At 67.5% G+C, this 16488-nt stretch carries 15 protein-coding genes; 13 read left to right on the plus strand and 2 right to left on the minus strand.

What is annotated here, in order from left to right; genetic code table 11:
- The first annotated feature begins 1 nt into the window (after position 1).
- The 6 genes from L7H23_RS09875 to L7H23_RS09900 are packed head-to-tail and all read left to right on the plus strand — an operon-like array spanning position 2 to position 6184.
- Positions 2–409: a DUF2147 domain-containing protein gene (locus tag L7H23_RS09875; RefSeq protein WP_237835716.1), complete on the plus strand. Its 408-nt coding sequence runs from the start codon at positions 2–4 to the stop codon at positions 407–409.
- Positions 406–2994 carry a bifunctional lysylphosphatidylglycerol flippase/synthetase MprF gene (gene mprF / locus L7H23_RS09880; RefSeq protein ID WP_237835717.1) on the plus strand — a complete coding sequence of 863 codons (2589 nt, stop codon included), beginning with the start codon at positions 406–408 and terminating at the stop codon, positions 2992–2994. The genes L7H23_RS09875 and mprF overlap by 4 nt, the downstream gene beginning before the upstream one ends.
- A complete protein-coding gene (locus L7H23_RS09885; protein ID WP_237835718.1) occupies positions 2994–3401 on the plus strand; it encodes a PDZ domain-containing protein in 408 nt (135 codons plus the stop codon). The genes mprF and L7H23_RS09885 overlap by 1 nt, the downstream gene beginning before the upstream one ends.
- The gene (locus tag L7H23_RS09890) at positions 3376–4062 is read left to right on the plus strand and encodes a response regulator transcription factor (protein WP_237835719.1); all 687 of its coding nucleotides are present in this window, start codon (positions 3376–3378) and stop codon (positions 4060–4062) included. The genes L7H23_RS09885 and L7H23_RS09890 overlap by 26 nt, the downstream gene beginning before the upstream one ends.
- A gap of 6 nt (positions 4063–4068) precedes the next feature.
- The gene (locus tag L7H23_RS09895) at positions 4069–5439 is read left to right on the plus strand and encodes a HAMP domain-containing sensor histidine kinase (RefSeq protein ID WP_237835720.1); all 1371 of its coding nucleotides are present in this window, start codon (positions 4069–4071) and stop codon (positions 5437–5439) included.
- A 58-nt stretch (positions 5440–5497) separates the two neighbouring features.
- Entirely contained in the window at positions 5498–6184 is a 687-nt protein-coding gene (locus L7H23_RS09900) for a LuxR C-terminal-related transcriptional regulator (protein WP_237835721.1), read from the plus strand.
- A 140-nt stretch (positions 6185–6324) separates the two neighbouring features.
- Here L7H23_RS09900 and L7H23_RS09905 read toward each other — a convergent pair whose 3' ends face one another.
- Both L7H23_RS09905 and L7H23_RS09910 read right to left on the minus strand, forming a co-directional pair.
- Complete coding sequence (locus L7H23_RS09905; protein WP_237835722.1) at positions 6325–7371, minus strand: ACP S-malonyltransferase; 1047 nt, start codon at positions 7369–7371, stop codon at positions 6325–6327.
- Positions 7368–9575 carry an alpha-ketoacid dehydrogenase subunit alpha/beta gene (locus tag L7H23_RS09910; protein WP_237835723.1) on the minus strand — a complete coding sequence of 736 codons (2208 nt, stop codon included), beginning with the start codon at positions 9573–9575 and terminating at the stop codon, positions 7368–7370. Before L7H23_RS09910 ends, L7H23_RS09905 begins: the two co-directional genes overlap by 4 nt.
- 160 nt (positions 9576–9735) lie before the next feature.
- On the opposite strand from L7H23_RS09910, the gene L7H23_RS09915 reads away from it, so the two are divergent.
- From L7H23_RS09915 to L7H23_RS09945, 7 genes are read left to right on the plus strand one after another with little or no spacing between them, the layout of a single operon-like run.
- Positions 9736–10428, plus strand: coding sequence for a DUF4129 domain-containing protein (locus tag L7H23_RS09915; protein ID WP_237835724.1), 693 nt, complete (start codon positions 9736–9738; stop codon positions 10426–10428).
- Complete coding sequence (locus L7H23_RS09920; RefSeq protein ID WP_237835725.1) at positions 10425–11657, plus strand: DUF4350 domain-containing protein; 1233 nt, start codon at positions 10425–10427, stop codon at positions 11655–11657. Before L7H23_RS09915 ends, L7H23_RS09920 begins: the two co-directional genes overlap by 4 nt.
- The gene (locus L7H23_RS09925) at positions 11647–12609 is read left to right on the plus strand and encodes a MoxR family ATPase (RefSeq protein WP_237835726.1); all 963 of its coding nucleotides are present in this window, start codon (positions 11647–11649) and stop codon (positions 12607–12609) included. The genes L7H23_RS09920 and L7H23_RS09925 overlap by 11 nt, the downstream gene beginning before the upstream one ends.
- Complete coding sequence (locus L7H23_RS09930; RefSeq protein WP_237835727.1) at positions 12606–13922, plus strand: DUF58 domain-containing protein; 1317 nt, start codon at positions 12606–12608, stop codon at positions 13920–13922. The genes L7H23_RS09925 and L7H23_RS09930 overlap by 4 nt, the downstream gene beginning before the upstream one ends.
- Complete coding sequence (locus tag L7H23_RS09935) at positions 13919–14941, plus strand: stage II sporulation protein M (RefSeq protein ID WP_237835728.1); 1023 nt, start codon at positions 13919–13921, stop codon at positions 14939–14941. Before L7H23_RS09930 ends, L7H23_RS09935 begins: the two co-directional genes overlap by 4 nt.
- Entirely contained in the window at positions 14938–15804 is an 867-nt protein-coding gene (locus tag L7H23_RS09940) for an RDD family protein (protein WP_237835729.1), read from the plus strand. Before L7H23_RS09935 ends, L7H23_RS09940 begins: the two co-directional genes overlap by 4 nt.
- Positions 15791–16486 carry a nitroreductase gene (locus L7H23_RS09945; RefSeq protein WP_237835730.1) on the plus strand — a complete coding sequence of 232 codons (696 nt, stop codon included), beginning with the start codon at positions 15791–15793 and terminating at the stop codon, positions 16484–16486. The genes L7H23_RS09940 and L7H23_RS09945 overlap by 14 nt, the downstream gene beginning before the upstream one ends.
- Positions 16487–16488: the final 2 nt, after the last annotated feature.

The raw sequence follows: 16488 nt of genomic DNA on the forward strand, positions 1-16488 counted from the left end.
AATGAAGATGATGGCTCTCGCCCTGATGCTTGCCGCCTCGACCGGAATGGCGGCGGCCGCCATACCGCAGCCGGCCGTCTCCCCCATCGGCCTATGGCAGAATCCCAAGGGCACGATCCGCGTCCGCACCCACCTCTGCGGGCAATTGCTGTGCGGCAATATCGTCTGGGCGAGCCCGAAGGCGATGGCCGATGCGCGCGATGCGGGGGTGAACTCGCTGATCGGGACCGAGCTGCTCAGCGACTATCGCCACAGCGGCGCGGGACGCTGGACGGGTCAGGTCTATGTCCCCGACCAGGGCCGGCGCTTCTATTCGACGATCGAGCAGAAGGGACCGAACGACATACGCATTTCGGGCTGCATTCTCGGCGGCCTCCTGTGCAAGCGGCAGGACTGGACTCGCCAGTGAGCCGGATCCTCGCCTGGAGTTCCGCGCACAAGCGGTCGCTATCGATCCTCGCGGCATTGGTCGTCGCGGCGCTGGGCTTCTCGGCGCTGTTCGGCCTGCTCCATTCGGTACGCCCGCACGCGATCCGCCAGGCCTTCAACGCGCTGTCGAGCATGGAGATCGCGGGTGCGATCGGCCTGACCACGGCGAGCTATCTGCTGCTTACCCTTTATGACAGCGCGGCGCTGCACGTGATCGGGCGGAAGCTGCCATGGCGCACCGCGGCGCTGGCGAGCTTCACCAGCTATACGCTGAGCCACAATCTGGGCCTCGCGCTGCTCACCGGCGGGTCGGCGCGCTACCGCGTCTATCGCGCTGCGGGGCTCGGCGGCGGCGAGATCGGCAGCGTGATCGCGCTGGCGAGCCTCGCTTTCTGGAACGGCGTGATCCTGCTTGCCGGGATCGCCGCGGCGACGAGCACGCATATCCTGCCCTTCTTCGACTGGGGCCTGTCGCTTCACTGGCTGCACATCGCCGGGCTGGCGACCGTAACGCTCTGCCTGATCCCGCTGCTACTCCGCCACTTCGGGCTTCGGGCGGTCGAGATCGGGGGCTGGCGGACACCCTTGCCCGGCCCCGCGATGAGCGCATCGATGACGCTCGTCGCCGCGCTGGATCTCGCGGCCGCCAGCGCCGCGCTCTACATCCTGCTTCCGGCGCCCGATGCGTCGGCATGGCCGCTCTTCTTTCTCGGCTATGCGCTTGCGATCATCGCGGCGCTGATCAGCCATGTCCCCGGCGGACTCGGCGTGTTCGAGGCGGTGGTGATCGCGACCGTCCCCGGCGACAAGGCACAGCTGCTCGCGGCGCTGCTCGCCTATCGCGTCATCTATTATCTGCTGCCGCTGCTCGTCGCCGCGCTGCTGCTCGCGTGGCACGAAAGCCGGGCATGGCACGGGCAGGCGAAAGAGCTGGCGGTGGCGGGCCAGTCGCTGCTGCGCGAGCTGGCGCCGCCCCTGCTCGCGGCACTGGTCTTCGCCGGCGGTCTGATCCTTCTCGTCTCCGGATCGACCCCGGCGGAGTCGGCGCGGATGCACGACCTCAAGCATTTCCTGCCGCTGCCCTTTGTCGAAGCCTCGCATCTTGCGGCAAGCCTCGCCGGAACGCTCCTGCTCTTCCTCGCGCCGGGACTGCTCCGCCGCCTCGACGGCGCCTTCGTCGCGACGCGCGCGTTGCTGGTCGCGGCGATCCTCTTCTCGCTCGCCAAGGGATTCGACTATGAGGAAGCGCTGATCCTGACCGGGATCGTCGCCGCGCTGCAATGGAGCCGGCCCGCCTTCTATCGCAAGACCGCGCTGATCGACGCACCGCTGTCGACAGGCTGGATCGCAGCCGCACTGACGGCGATCCTTGCGTCCACCTTTGCCGGATTCTTCGCCTACAAACATGTCGCCTATGACAGCAGCCTCTGGTGGCAGTTCAGCCTGCGCGGCGACGCACCGCGTTTCCTGCGCACGCTGTTCGGCATTGCTGTGATGCTTGCGGGACTGGCGTTGTGGCGGCTGTTCGCCCCTTCGGCGCGCCCGGCCCGGCCCGGCGCGGTGAACTTCGACCAGCTAAGCCCCGCGATCGCCATCGCCGACCAGACCGACGCCTTTCTGGCCTTTACCGGCGACAAGCGCTTCCTGCTCGCCGATGAGGGCGACGCCTTTCTGATGTACCGCGTGCAGGGCGCGAACTGGATCGTGATGGGCGACCCCGTGGGCAACGAGGCGCGCTGGTCGGACCTGCTGTGGAAGCTGCGCGAGCGGGCCGACGCTGCCCAGGGGCGCATCCTGCTCTATCAGATCAGCGCGCGCGCACTGCCGCATGCGATCGACCTTGGCCTTTCCATCGTCAAATATGGCGAGGAAGCCCGGGTCGAGCTGGGCGAATTCACGCTTGCGGGGCCGCAGGCAAAATCGCTTCGTCATGCCGAACGCCGCGCGGTGCAGGATGGTGCCTCTTTCGCGATCATCCCTGCCATAGAGGTGCCCGGCCATATCGCCGAACTGAAGGCGGTCTCGGACGACTGGCTGGCGGCGAAAAAGCAGCGCGAGAAGGCCTTCAGCCTCGGCAGCTTCGACGCGGCCTATATGGCGCACTTCCCCTGCGCGGTGGTCCGGATCGACGGACGGATCGTCGCCTTCGCCAACATCCTCGCCACCGAAAACCGCGCCGAAATGTCGGTCGACCTGATGCGCCATGTCGAGGCGCTGCCCTATGGCGTGATGGACTTCCTGTTCATCCGTTTGATGGAATATGCGCGCGGGGAAGGCTATCGGCGCTTCACGCTGGGCATCGCGCCGCTGTCCGGAATCGACGGCCGCAAGCTTGCCCCGGTCTGGGCGCGCGGCGCCGCATTCCTGTTTCGCCACGGCGAGATGCTCTATGGTTTTGAGGGCCTGCGCAACTACAAGGCGAAATTCGCGACCCATTGGGAACCGCGCTATATCGCCGGCCCGCGCGGGATGGCGTTCGCGCAGGGTATGGCGGCCGTCCACCATATCGTCAGCCGCCCGCCCGCGAAGAAAAGGGCGGCGCCGTCCGCTCTCGTGCTGGTCTGATGGACGCCGTGCGCCCGATGCCCCCCGCCGGTGCGATGCTGATCCTGCTCGCGGCGATCATCGCGCTTGCGGTGCATCTGGCGACGGCGCCCTACGCGCATCGCGGCGACCAGCTGCCCGGGCTGACCTATGAGCCCGAACGCCCTGCCCCGCGCGCGCCGATCGCGCTGGTCGTCACGAGCGTTCAGGACGGGAGTCCCGCGGCGAAGGCCGATATCGCCGCGGGCGATGTGATCGACCGCATCGACGGCAAGCCGATCGCGTCGGTCTCGGCCGTTGCGCACGCCATGAAAAGCGACGCCGCCAAGGGGGTCGAGCTCCATATTCGCCATGCGGGCAAGAGTCGCTATAAGCATCTGCCAGCCCGCACGAAGGACCCGCATGTCGCAGAAAATACTCGTCGTTGAAGATGACCCCACGACCGCGGACTTCATCGTCAAGAGCCTGACCGGCGAAGGCTTCGTCGTCGATCACGCCGCCGACGGACGCGACGGGCTGTTCCATGCGACCGACGGCAGTTACGATGCGATCGTCCTCGACCGCATGCTGCCGGGAATGGACGGCATGGCCGTGCTCGCCGCGCTGCGCGCCGCGAAGGTCGCCACCCCCGTCATCATCCTGTCGAACCTTGGCGCGGTCGATGCGCGGGTCGAGGGGCTGACATCGGGCGCAAACGATTATCTCGTCAAACCCTTCGCCTTTTCGGAATTGCTCGCACGGCTGAAGCTGCTGATCGCCAAGCCCGGCGGCGGCACGCAGGTCGAAACGATGCTGGTGTGCGAGGATCTGGAGATGAACCTCCTCAATCGCCGCGTCACGCGCGCCGGGCAGCGGATCGACCTTCAGCCGCGCGAGTTCCGGCTGCTCGAATATCTGCTGCGCCACAAGGAGCAGGTCGTGACGCGGACGATGATGCTCGAAGGCGTGTGGGAATATCATTTCGATCCGGGCACCAACGTCGTCGACGTCCATGTCAGCCGCCTGCGCCGCAAGGTCGACGACGGCTTCGGCAAGCCGCTTGTCCACACGATCCGCGGTGCGGGTTATATGCTCGGCAAGGCCGACTAGCGCCCGATGCGGCGGGGGTTCTTCCAGTCGACCACCTTCCGGCTCGCGCTGGCGCTGCTGCTGGTGCAGGTCGCGGCGCTGGCGCTGGGGCTGACCGTCATCCACCGCTTTACCGCCGCGACGATCCTGTCCGACGCGCGGACCGCCGCCGAGGTCGCCCGCGACGATTTCGCGGAGGAATATCGGCAGGAAGGCGAAGCGGGACTGGTGCGTGCGATCCGCGACCGGCTGGCCGTCCGCGACGACCGGAATTTCGTCGTGCTGCTGAAGGGCCCCGACGGCACGGCGATCGCGGGCAATCTGAAGCAATGGCCGGCAACGGTGGGCAATGGCGAACGCTGGAGGCGGATCAGCCTGTTCCGCGAAGGCGGGCTTGCCGCCGAGGAAATGGGGATCGTCACGACCCCACTCGAAGGCGGCCGCGTCCTGCTGACCGGCGAGGTACTCGAGGCGCAGGCGCAGCTGGCGCGGGCGAGCCAGGCGGCGTTCCTCTATGCCCTTGCGGCCGGCATCCTGCTCGCGGCGATCGTCGCGTGGGTTGCCGCCTGGATATTGGCACGGCGCGTCGACGCCTTTGCCCGCGCCGCGTCAGCGATCGCGGCAGGTAAGCTCGACGCACGGGTCGAGCGCGACGAGACCGGCGACGCTTTCGACCGGCTGGGCACCTCGATCAACGCGATGCTCGAGCGGATCGAGGCGCTGGTCGGCGAGCTGCGCATGGTCACGGACTCGATGGCGCACGACCTGCGCTCCCCGGTATCGCGGATGAAGGCGACGCTCGAACAGGCGCTCGGCCGCACGCGGGACGCGCAAGCGACCGTCGCACTGGCGGGCGCGATCGACGAGGCCGACAGCCTGCACCGGCTGCTCGACACAGCGCTCGAGATCAGCCGCGCCGAGGCGGGGATCGGCCGCGACCAGTTCGCGCACTTCGCGCTCGCGCCTCTGCTCGAGGATCTGGCCGAGGTCTATGGGCCGCTCGCCGAGGATGAGGGATTTGCAATCGCGGTGGCCGCACCAGCCGATCTGGCGGTGGTCGCGCATCGCGAGATGCTGCTGCGTGCGCTGTCGAACCTGATCGACAATGCGCTGAAATATGCTGTCGGCGGATCGACCATCCGGTTGGCGGCGGCGCAAAACGGGTCCCAAGTGGCGCTGTCGGTCAGCGACGACGGGCCGGGCATATCCGAAGACCAGATGGGCGAGGCGGCACGGCGCTTCGTCCGCCTCGATCCCGCGCGCGGCGGATCGGGCGCAGGGCTCGGCCTGTCGCTTGTCGAGACGATCGCGCATATGCACGGCGGCACGATGACGATCGGACGCGCCGACCCGCACGGCATGGCCGTGACGCTGCGCCTGCCGATTGCTTCGGACTGACGCCGAAGCCGATGGAGTCGCGCTAGGCTCTGCGTAGCTCCCGCATCAATTTGGGCGCGTGACCGAAAACGGGGGCCATATCCATCTGATCCTGCCGGACGCGACCGAGCGTGCGGCCTGTTTTCGCGTCCTTGCCGAGGGCGGCGGGCGGATCGTGCGGAGCTTCGCGAGCGCGGCGGCGTGGTTCGAGGCGGGCGCCGATGCCGATTGCGCAATCCTGCTCTTTGCATGGCACCAGCCCGGCGACCTGGGCGGCGCGGCGCTGCTCGACCGGGTCGGCGAGCGCGGCGACGTGACGATCTTCGTCGCGGCGAGCCGCCTGACGATCGAGGAAACGCGCCTGATCCTGCGCGGCGGAGCGCATGATCTGCTTCCCGCGCCGCTCGACCCGCGGCTCGTGCGCCGCGCGATCGACGGCGCGGCGGAAGGCTGGTGCGAACGGCAGATGATGCTCGCGCGGCGACGCGAGGCCGAACTGCGCCTCGCCGCCCTGACCCCGCGCGAGCGCGACATATTGGAGGGCATCGCATCGGGGCTCGGCAACAAGGCGATCGCGCGGCGGCTCGCGCTCAGTCCGCGTACCGTCGAGGTTCACCGCGCGAATATCATGCGCCGCGCCGGCGCCGGCAGCGTCGCCGAACTGCTGCGGCTGCAGTTCACCGCCGAGATGGCGCAACGCAATCCTCTCCATTTCGGTGCATCTGACGGAACCATCGCGGCCGGGGGCGCGATTGGCTCCCTATAAGGGACGGGAACGGAGCCGCATCTGTGAGTTGGTCCCCACAGATGTTTCCGTTCACGCTCGCGGTCATCCCCACCTGACCGCGATTCCCAACGGGGCCGGCGGAGGTAGTTCCACTTTCGTCGGCCCAACGGGTGCGGGGACTATCCGGTTACGAGCGCGCGCTGTTCGGCACGGCCCATCGAAAGCAGGATCGGGTCCGATGCCTGCCGCGCCATGAAATCGGTCTTGCCGGCGATCCCCTGCCATTCGATCGCGATCAGCGACTGCGCGATCGCGCCGCCGAGCGTGTCGCCGGGACCGGGCAGGATGATGACGTCGGGAGCGAACTCCTTGACCGCGATCTGTACCGAGAGCGCGAAATCATAGGGCGCGAGGATCTGATGGCCGAAGGTATAGTCCCAGACCTGCGTGGGGTCGCTGGCGAAGCGTCGCCAGATATGGCCGCGGCCGTCGACCATCGGGATCGCGGGACCGCCGAAAAGCGAGGCGGGCAGCTCGGCCTTCGCCTTGTCCGAGCTGCCGAACATCAGCGGCGTATGGAACGGGCCGTGACCGGCGAGGCGGAGCGGATCGCGGCCGGGAGTCGGCGGCGCTTCGGCCAGCAGCGCAGCGAGGCCCTCCTCATTGCCCGCGAAGACGAGCATGCCCGCAAGGTCGATCGAGAGCGCGAGGTCGTGGCCGGGGCGCGCGTCGATGGCATCGACCAGCGCGAACAGCTGCTCGCGCAGACCCGGAACCGGTCGCCAGTCCTCGTCGACCCCCTGCAGCAAAATCTGCCCGCCGGGTCCGTGCGTCTGGCTGTTGAGGCCCATCGCGTTCGAGATGCGGAAGCCGTCTTCGACCGACACTGCGCCGCCGAGCGCCAGAGCGCTGTACCAGCCCATCGAATTGCCCGCGACGGCGACGATATCGAATCTGTCGCGATCGATGCTCAGATAGTCGAGCGCGGTCGCGGTGTAGATCAGCGGCGCCGCGACATCGCCGCGCATATGTTCGGCGACACTGAAACGCTCGGCGCCATCGAGTTCGGTGACGGTCGGCTGGCCGCGCTCGCGGCGCTGCCCATCGAAGTTCGCAATGAGGTCGGTGAAGCGCGCACCGTGGAGTCGCGCAATGCTGCCGAGTTCACCCTTGCCATAGGTGCCGCGGCCGGGTGCGACGACGAGCGCGGTCCGCCGCGCGCTCATGCGAGCAACTCCTTCGCGGCGGCGTAGATGCTGTCACGGCTCGGCAGCGTCAGCGTCGCAGCCTTGCCAAGCGGGATGAAGCTGTCGTCGGCGGCGATGCGCTTGAGCGCCTTGCCGGGCGTGCGCTCGACGAAGGTCGCCATCAGCGCCTCGCTCTGCGAGCCGGTAATGCGGCATTCGTCGACGATCAGGATGCGCTTCGCGTCGCCGACGGCGGCGACGAGCTTGTCCTCGTCGACCGGATTAAGCCAGCGCAGATCAATGACGCGCGCCTTCACACCGTCGGCGGCGAGCAATTTTTCGGCCTGGCGCGAGAGATAATAGCCGTTGCCATAGGTGACGATCGCAAGGTCGGTGCCGTCGCCATGGATGCCGACGTCGCCGAAACGGATCGGCGTGCCGTCGCCCGGCGCCTCATAGACGCTGGTCCAGAGGCCGTCGCCTTCCTCATGAAGGTCGCGGGTCATGTAGAGCGCGATCGGTTCGACGAAGACGACCACCCGCTGCTCTTCGCGCGCGAGGCGGACGCATTCGCGGAGCATGTGCACCGCGTCGCGGCCGTTCGACGGGACAGCGAGGATCACGCCCGGAATGTCGCGGAAGACCGCCAGGCTGTTGTCGTTGTGGAAGTGGCCACCAAAACCCTTCTGATAGCCGAGCCCCGCGATGCGGATCACCATCGGATTGGTGTACTGGCCGTTCGAGAAGAAGCTGAGGGTCGCCGCCTCGCCGCGGATCTGGTCCTCGGCATTGTGGACATAGGCGAGGAACTGGATCTCGGGCATCGGCACGAAGCCGTTGTGCGCCATGCCGATCGCGAGCCCGAGGATCGCCTGTTCGTCGAGCAGGGTGTTGACGACGCGCGCCGGGCCGAAGCGCTGGTGGAGCTTCGCGGTAACGTTGTAGACGCCGCCTTTCGGCCCGACATCCTCACCCATGACGGCGATTTCCTCATGCGCGAGCATCAGGTCGGCGAGCGCCCACGAAAGCAGCCGCGCCATGTGCATCGGCTTGTCCATCTGGCCGGCATCGCTGCCGAACATCGTGGCGCGATCCTCCGCCGACGGGGTGTTCGGCCGCGCGACTTCGCGGGAGGGAGGGATCAGACTGTCCATCACATGCGCGGCGGTCGTGATCTTCGGCCGCAGGATCGCCGCTTCGGCCTGCCGCGCGAGCGTCGCGCCGATCTCTTCATAGGTTTCGGCGATCTCGGCGGGCGTCATCCAGCCCTGTTCGGCCATCAGCGCCGCGCCCGCGAGCAAGGGATCGCGCGCTTCGTCCGATTCGATCAGCGCCTTCGGAAGATAGACGCCCTGCACGTCGGAACCGGCGTGCCCGTAGAGCCGGACGGTGGCCATATGAAGGAAGACGGGCTTGCGATAGCGGCGCGCATAGTCTGCCGCCTCGCACGCGCCCGCATAGGCCGAAACGAGGTCGGTGCCGTCGCACTGGATATAATGAAGCCCGGCGCGATGACGGAACTGCGCCTCGATCCAGCCCGTGGGCGTGCGCGTCGAAATGCCGATACCATTGTCCTCGCAGAGGAAGATCAGCGGCATCGGCGTGCCCTGAAAGGCCGCCCAGCCCGCGGTGTTGAACGCGCCCTGCGCGGTCGAATGGTTCGCCGAGGCGTCGCCGAAACTCGTCAGCACGACGGCGTCGTCGGGAAGCGGCAGATCCTTGCGGCCGAGCCGGCGCGCGATGCCCACCGAGAAGGCGGCGCCGACCGCTTTCGGCAGATGCGAGGCGATCGTCGAGGTTTGCGGCGGGATGCTGAGCGGCTTCGATCCGATCACCTTGTGGCGTCCGCCCGAAATCGGATCCTCCGACGAGGCCGCAAAGCTCAGGAGCATGTCCCAGGTCGCGCTCTCGCCCGGAAGCTGCCGCGCGCGGTGGAGCTGGAAGGCGTTCGAGCGATAGTGGAGGAACGCCATGTCGGTGACGCGCAGTGCCGCAGCGACCGCCGCATTGCCCTCATGCCCCGACGAGCCGATCGTATAGAAGCCCTCGCCACGCGCCTGCAGATGGCGCGACAGCCGGTCCATCTGGCGGCTGGTCAGCTGCGAGAGGAAGATGTCGGTCGCGTCGGCGCGCGACAGGCCGATGGCAGCGGGGTCGGGCGAACCATCGCGGCGAGCCAGCGAGCCGTTTGCCAGCGCGCCAAGGAATTTCTCATGTACTGCCTGCGCCGCGTCCACCGACATCCTCCGTCACCGCGCCATAAGGTTGCACCGGCAACCATCGGTCCTGTGGGGCGCGCGCTATAACGGGGCACCCCGGCGCGCAAGCATCTCTTGCCTTATCGCGCAGCCTCGCGCTACCACTTGACCCGATGATGCATCGGGGCGGGGCACTGATTTCAACATGATGACGCTGTGGATCGCCCAAGCGGCAGCCGCGGCCGATGTACCGTCCGACGGGAGCGGCGGCTGGCTCATCGATCCCGAGCTTGCGGGACCGGCCTATAGCCAGACGGTCGCGGGCGGCGAGATACAGACCAGCTTCCCGCCTCCGCCACCTCGGCCCGAAAGGCCCGACTGGGATTTCGGCTGGCTGCGCGATTTCTTCGAATGGAGCGCACCGGCGCTGAAACCGCTCGCATGGATCGGCGCCGCCGTGCTGCTCCTCTTCATTCTCTATCATTTCGTGCCCGCCTTCGCCGACTGGGTCGACAATATCCGGTTCGGCAGAAAGCGGCGTGAAGTCGAGCAGGAGGTCGTCGGCGAAGCCGAAGCCGGGCGCGCACGCGCGCGTCTGGCCGATGCCGATGCGCTCGCCGCCGCGGGCCGCTTCGCCGAGGCGATCCACCTGCTGCTTTATCGCAGCGTCGACGACATCGAGAATCGCCGGCCCGGCCTCGTCCGCCCGGCGATGACCTCGCGCGAGCTTGCCGAGGCGCACGACCTGCCGTCGGTCGCGCGAACCGCGTTCAGCCGGATCGCCCGCGCGGTCGAGATCAGCCTGTTCGGCGGCCGCGCGATCGACGAGAGCGCGTGGAGCGAGTGCCGCAGCGCCTATGCCGAGCTGACCGTGCCGCAGAACTGGGCGCGCGCATGAGCGGGCGGACTTCCGACACGGGCGGTTTCAACCCGCTGATGATTGCCGGGGTGGTGATCGTCGGCATCATCGCCTTCGTTGCGCTCTGGGCGCTGATCGCGCTCGGCCCGCAACTGTCGAGCGGCAACGACGGTGGCGGTCATGCGCTGTCGAAATCCGCGCCCGGCTATGCCGCTATCGTCGATCTGCTCGAGCGGTCGGGCGGCACGGTCGAACTGCGCCGCAGCGAAAAAAAGACCGTAGATGACGATTCGAAAGCGTTGCTCGTGCTGACGCCGACGCACGGGACGAAGCCGGAGGAAATGAAGGCGCTGCTCGACGGTGCTGGCGATGACCATGTCCTCGTCGTCCTTCCCAAATGGCAGACGATGCGGCTTCCCGGCCAGACGAAGAAGCCTGGATGGGTCAGCCATGGCTTTCCGGTCGCCCCGCCCGACGCCCTGCTTCCCGAGAGCCTGTTCGGAAAGGTCGCCATCGGCGCGCAGAGCGCCAAGGCGCAGAAGATCGCCGCCGAAATCGCCGGCCGTCCCTTCACGGCCTATCTGCCCGAGGATGCACAGGTCGTAGAAGGCGACGGGCTGGTTCCGCTGATCGCGGGAGCGAACGGCGGCGCAGTGCTGGCGATCGCGAAGGACCATAATGTCTATATTCTCGCCGATCCCGACCTGATCAACAATCTGGCCTTTGCCTCGCGCGACAGGGCCGAGGCCGCCGCGATGCTTATCGACGCGGTGGGAGAGGATGCGGACGCCGACCTGCTGGCGTTCGACCTGACGCTCAACGGGTTCGGCAGCCAGCGCTCGCTGCTCCGCTTCGCCTTCGTTCCGCCCTTCATCGGGATCACCCTGTGCCTCATCGCGGCAGGCCTGCTCGCGCTATGGCAGGCCTGGATGCGCTTCGGTCCGGCACTGACGCCGAGCCGCGCGATTCCGATCTCGAAGGCGGCGCTGATCGCGAACAGCGCCGACCTGATCAAGCAGGCGCGGCGCGAGCTCGACGGCGCCGACGCCTATGTCCACAGCCAGCGCCTCGCGATCGCGCGGCGCCTGCATGCGCCCTCGGGGCTCGACGCCGAGGCGACCGACGCATGGATCGACAAGCGGCTGAAGGGCGGCAACCTTTTTTCGGCTCTCGCGCGGCGGCTGGCGCTTGCGCGGAACCGGCATGAATTTTTGAGCGACGCACAGGCGCTGCACGACATCAGAAAGGAATTATTGCGTGACGGCTGAGATCGATAGCGTGAAGGCGCTGGGCGCCGCGATCGAGGGCGAGGTCGCCAAGGTCGTGTTCGGGCAGGGCCCGCTGACCCGCATGGTGACGATCGCGTTGCTCGCGGGCGGGCATGTGCTTCTCGAAGGGCCGCCGGGAACCGCGAAGACCCTGCTCGCGCAGGCCTTTGCCCGCGCCGTCGGCCTCGATTTCGGGCGCATCCAGTTCACTCCCGACCTGATGCCCGGCGACATCCTGGGGTCGAACCTGTTCAACTTCCAGACGTCGAGCTTCACGCTCACCAAGGGCCCGATCTTTACCGAGCTGCTGCTCGCCGACGAAATCAACCGCACCCCGCCCAAGACGCAGGCCGCGCTGCTGGAGGCGATGCAGGAGCGGCGCGTGACGATCAACGGCGAACCGCATGCAATGAGCCCGCGCTTCACCGTGCTCGCGACGCAGAATCCGATCGAGCAGCAAGGCGTCTATCCGCTGCCCGAAGCGCAGCTCGACCGCTTCCTGTTCAAGCTGGTCGTCGACTATCCCGACGCCGACGAGGAACGCCGCATCGTCGCCGATCACGGCGGACGCTTCAAAAGCCCGTCGGTTTCGGATTTCGGGGTCGAAAAGATCACCGATGCCAAGGCGATCGGCGCGGCGATCGATGCGATCGCGACCGTGCGTCTCGCGGAAGAGGTCGTCGACTATATCGTTCGCCTGATCCGCTCGACGCGCGCGAGCGCCGACCTCGAATGCGGCGCAAGCCCACGCGCCGCGACGATGCTGGCACGCGCCGCCTGCGCCGCGGCGGCGCTCGAAGGGCGCGACTATGTGATCCCCGACGACGTCCAGCGGCTCGCCGCAGGCGTGCTCCGCCACCGCGTCATCCTGTCGGCGGCCGCCGAGATCGAGGGCCGGAACGTCGAGCAGGTCATCGCCGACCTTGTGGAACGCGAGGAAGTCCCGCGTTGATCTATCCGACCCGCCGCGCGATCTATCTCCTGCTGCTTGGCGCCCCGCTGGCGCTGGCGCTCGGGCTGCTGCGTCCCGACCTGTGGGTGGTCGCGCCGGCGTGGATCGGCCTGCTGTTTTTCGGACTGCTGCTCGACGCGATGCTCGGCGCCAATCCGCGCCGCCTCGCGCTCGACGCGCAGGTGCCGCATCAGGTCGGGGTCGGCGATCCGTTCGACCTCAGGCTGTCGACGAGCGGCGGCGGCGTGCCGCGCCGCGCCGAAATCGCGCTCCAGCTCGACGAGCGGCTCGCCCCCGGGGGTCGGCTGGCCGACGAGATGGTGAAGGCGGCCGACGCGAACGCGCTTGTCCGCACGCTCCCGCTCACCGCCTCGCGGCGCGGACAGGCACTGATCTGGGCGCTGTGGATGCGCTGGGCGGGGCCGCTGGGGCTCGTCTGGAAGCAGCGCCGCTTCCAGCTCGCCCGCGAAATCACGGTGGTGCCGAGCCTGCGGTCGGTCAGCGAGGAAGGTAGCCGCCTGTTCCAGCGCAACAGCTGGTTCGGCCTCCGCCAGCAGCAGATCCGCGGCGAGGGCACCGAATATGAGGCGCTCGCCGAATATCAGGCGGGCATGGACCGGCGCTCGATCGACTGGAACGCTTCCGCACGGCACGTAAAGCTGCTCGCCAAGGAATATCGCGTCGAGCGCGACAATCGGGTCGTTCTGGCGATCGACGCCGGACGCACGATGGCCGAGCCCGTCGGCGGGATGCCGCGCGTCGACCGCGCGGTGTCGGCGGCGCTGCTGCTCGCCTATGCCGGGCTCAAGCTCGGCGACCGGATCAGTTTCTTTTCCTTTGCCGCCAAGCCGCAGGCGCTGACCCCCGCCTATCTGCACATCCAGGACTTCCCGGCGTTGCAGCGCGCCGCGAGCAAGATCGACTATGCGCCGGTCGAGAGCAATTTCACCCTCGCGCTGATGACGCTGTCGGCCGAGCTGAACCGCCGCTCGCTGATCATCCTGTTCACCGAATTCACCGACGCGACGAGCGCCGACCTGATGATCCGTGCGGCCGGCAGGCTGGTGAAGAAGCACCGGCTGCTGTTCGTCGTGATCCGCGACGACGAGGTCGAGGAAGAGGAACGCCGCCGACCCGAAAGCGCGGCGGATATCACCCGGTCGAACGTCGCCGCGGCGATGCTGCGCGACCGCCAGCTGGTGATCGCTCGGCTCCAGCGGCTGGGCGTCGACGTGCTCGAAGTGCCCGCCGACGCGATGGGCGCGAGCGTGGTCGAAGCCTATCTGGGCATCAAGCGGGCAGGCAGCCTGTGAGCGCCGCCGGTCTTCCCTCTTTTTCGACGAGCCGCTTTCGCGAAGAGCGCGAGGCCGACTGGATCGCGTTCGACCTGCTGCTGACCAGGCTGGAAAAGCGCGGCGCAAAGGCACTGACGAGCGAGGAGCTGCTCGAACTGCCGATCCTCTATCGCGCGACGCTGTCCTCGCTGTCGATCGCGCGCGCGACCAGCCTCGACAAGGCGCTGCTCGACCATCTCGAGGCGCTGTCGATCCGCGGCTACTTCCTCGTCTATGGGGTGCGCGAGACGCGCTGGAGCCGCACCCGCCGTTTCTTCCTCTATGACTGGCCCGCCGCCGTGCGCGCCGTGTGGAAGGAAACGATCATCATCGCGCTGGTTATCGTTCTGGGAGCGCTGACCAGCTATTCGCTCGTCGCGCATAACCCCGAATGGTATTTCAACTTCGTCGACGAAGGCATGTCGGGCGGGCGCGATCCGCGTGCGACGGTCGAGTTCCTGCAATCGACGATCGGCCACGGCAAGGCGGCCGCGGCGGACAAGGAGGAAGATGCGCTGCACATCTTCGCGGCCTTCCTGTTCACGCACAACAGCGGCGTGTCGATCATGTCCTTCGCGCTCGGTTTCGCCTTCGGCGTACCGACGATGATGCTCGAATATTATCAGGGTATCAGCCTCGGTGCGATGGTGGCGGTGTTCGCAGGCAAGGGGCTGGGGTTCGATTTCGGCGGCTGGCTGTTCATCCATGGCACGACCGAGCTGTTCGCCGCGGCCCTGTCCGGCGCCGCGGGGCTGCGGATCGGTACGGCGGTGGTCTTTCCCGGCGCGCGCGGACGACTGGAAGCGGCATCGATCGCAGGGCGAACGGCGGGCAAGGTGATGGTCGGCGTGATATTGATGCTGCTCGTCGCCGGCTTGCTGGAGGGCTTCGGGCGCCAGCTGATCACCGACACTTTGCTGCGGTACGGCATCGGCACGCTGATGCTGCTCTTCTGGCTCGCCTATTATTACATCCCACGCCGCGAGGACGTCGCATGACCGCCGCCGCCAATGCCAGGGCGCGCACCGCGACCGCCAGGAAAATCCGCCAGTTCGTGACGCCGGAGGGCGTCGACCTGCAACTCAGGATCGCGAGTGCCGGGCTGCGCTTCGGCGCGCTGATCACCGATCTGATCATCATCTCCGCCGCGCTGCTGCTCTTCACGCTGTTCATGATCTGGGTCGGCGTCGCCGGTGGCAAAGGCATCGCCGTGACCATCTGGATGCTGGGTTTCTTCCTGCTGCGGACCTTCTGGTTCATCGGGTTCGAGCTGGGCTCACGCGCCGCGACACCGGGCAAACGCCTGATGGGCATCCGCGTCGTCGCGCGCGACGGCGGGCGGCTGACGGCCGACGCGGTGGTCGCGCGCAACCTGATCCGCGAGCTTGAGCTGTTCCTGCCGCTGATGATGCTCGGCAACGGCACGGCCGAGGACACGGTGTCGGGCTGGATCGTCGTCGCGGGGGTCGTCTGGTCGCTGACGCTCAGCCTGTTCCTGCTGTTCAATCGCGACCGGATGCGGATGGGCGACCTGATCGCCGGCACATGGGTCGTGATGGCACAGCGGGTCAAGCTGGACAGCGATATCGCCACCGCACAGGACGCGCAGGCGATGCAGTTCAGCGACGCCGAGCTCGCGGTCTATGGCATTTTCGAACTGCAGGAACTCGAACGCGTGTTGCGCACGAAAGATGCGCGCGCGATGCGCGAGGTGGCGGACACGATCCGCGCGAAGATCGGGCGCCCGGTCGCGGAAGAGGATGACGTCTTCCTGCTGAGCTATTACCGGCAGCTGAAAGCGCGGCTCGAACGCGGCCTGCTGCTCGGCAAAAGACGAGAGGATAAATATGCCAGCGAGTGACGCTCTCCCCGGATCGGTCGCCGACGCCCTGCACCGCCGCCGCTCGGTCCGTGCCTTTTCGGACAAGCCGGTCGATCCCGACCTGCTGCGGACGATCTTCGCCAACGCGCAGCGCGCACCCTCGGGCGGCAACCTCCAGCCGTGGCAGGTCACCGTCGTGACCGGCGAAGCCTGGCAGCGCGTCAAGGACGCGGTTGCGGCGCGGATCGCGATGGGACGCGAGGGCTATCAACCCGAATATGACATCTATCCCAAGGGGCTGACCGAGCCGTGGGAGGCGCGCCGCTTCGGTGTCGGCGAGGCGCTCTATGCGTCGCTCGGTATCCCGCGCGAGGACAAGACGGGCCGCCTCGCTCAATTCATGGACAATTACAAAGGGTTCGGCGCACCGGTGATGCTTTTCCTGCATTGCTCGCGCATCATGGGTCCGCCGCAATGGTCGGACATGGGAATGTGGCTGCAATCGGTGATGCTCCAGCTCGTCGATAATGGTCTCGCGAGCTGTCCGCAGGAGTGCTGGGCGATGTACGGGGCGACGATCCGCGAAACGCTGGGCCTCGGCGCGGACCAGATTCTTTTCACCGGGCTCGCGATCGGCCATGCCGATACCGACGCGGCGGTGAACCGGTGGCCGGTCCCGCGCGTCGGGCTGGAAGAGGTGATCGATTGGCAGGGTTTCTGAAG

The organism is Sphingopyxis sp. BSN-002 (assembly GCF_022024275.1).
In the GTDB taxonomy this organism is placed as follows: Bacteria; Pseudomonadota; Alphaproteobacteria; order Sphingomonadales; family Sphingomonadaceae; genus Sphingopyxis.